The sequence below is a fragment of the Caballeronia arvi genome, assembly GCF_001544695.2.
Classification (GTDB): Bacteria; Pseudomonadota; Gammaproteobacteria; order Burkholderiales; family Burkholderiaceae; genus Caballeronia; species Caballeronia arvi.
Genome location: NZ_FCOM02000260.1, coordinates 1 through 1,121, shown reverse-complemented (window position 1 = coordinate 1,121; position 1,121 = coordinate 1). Strand labels below are relative to the sequence as shown.

The following is a 1,121-nucleotide window of genomic DNA, read 5'->3' as shown; positions in this document are numbered from 1 at the left end:
TTGCTAGTCGACCGCGTCATTGATTTGGCACCGGACGGATCCGACGCGAAGGATCGTCATATTTCCACTTGATCGGCTTCGGATTCTTGTTGTGCTCGCGGATGTAATGCATGAGTTTGCGATCCAGATCTTTTACTGAAGTGAAGATGCCACGGGCGATCACATCACGCTGGATGCGCGAGAACCAGTTCTCTACTTGGTTGAGCCACGACGAGTAGGTCGGGGTGAAGTGCAAGCTCACATTGCGATGCGCGTTGAGGAACGCGGCGACCCGCTCCGTCTTGTGGCTGCTCACGTTGTCGCAGATGACATGGATTTCGCGGCGTTTGGGCTGGCTAGCCACGACGTCGATCAGGAAGGCCACGAACTGTTCGCTGGTGTGACGCGTCGCCGTTTTGCCCAATACCTCGCCGGTCGCAGTATTGAACGCCGCGAACAAGCTGAGCGTGCCGTTGCGCTTGTACTCGAAGCCGTGGCTCTCGGCGCGCCCTGGCGACAGCGGCAGCATCCGGTCCTTGCGGTCGAGTGCCTGAATCGCGGTCTTCTCGTCCACGCAGAAAACCGCTGCGTGCGCCGGTGGGTTCAGGTAAAGCCCGATTACGTCGGCTGCTTTGGCCTCGAAGTCCGGATCGTTGGAGACCATGTGCCGCTCCAACTGCTGCGGCTTGACTCCGTGCTTGCGCCAGATGCGCTGCACGGTCGAGACCGACACGTCGCCGAGCTCTGCCGCGAGCTTATAGCTGCTCCAGTGTGTCGCGCCGTCGGCGGGTTTGTGTTTGAGAGTGCGGTTGAGCACCCGCGCCTCAAGTCTGGCTGGCGGCTGCTTGGGAGCGCGCCCGGGATGTCGGGCGTACATGCCAGACAGTCGCTCGCTGAGAAAGCGCCCCGACCAGCGCGCAATGAAGCGCGAGTCGCAACCCAGTGTGCGCATGATGCTGTCGCGCGACTCGCCGTCCTCGAGCATCAGGATCAACTTCGCGCGTCGTACGTCCGCCGCACGCACCGTTCGGCTTCGCGCCGCCGACAGCAGTTGCTCGCGTTCGGTCTCGGTCAGATTCATTTTGCCCATGACCTGCATCTGAACACACTTGGGGTGCCAATTCAATGATGCAATGCACTAG

At 60.8% G+C, this 1,121-nt stretch carries 1 protein-coding gene; it reads right to left on the bottom strand.

Translation table 11 applies throughout. From position 1 onward, the window contains the following. Nucleotides 1-16 precede the first annotated feature (16 nt). Nucleotides 17-1,078, bottom strand: a complete 1,062-nt coding sequence (locus AWB74_RS44770) for an IS630 family transposase (RefSeq protein ID WP_061152831.1) — start codon at nucleotides 1,076-1,078, stop codon at nucleotides 17-19. Nucleotides 1,079-1,121 lie beyond the last annotated feature (43 nt).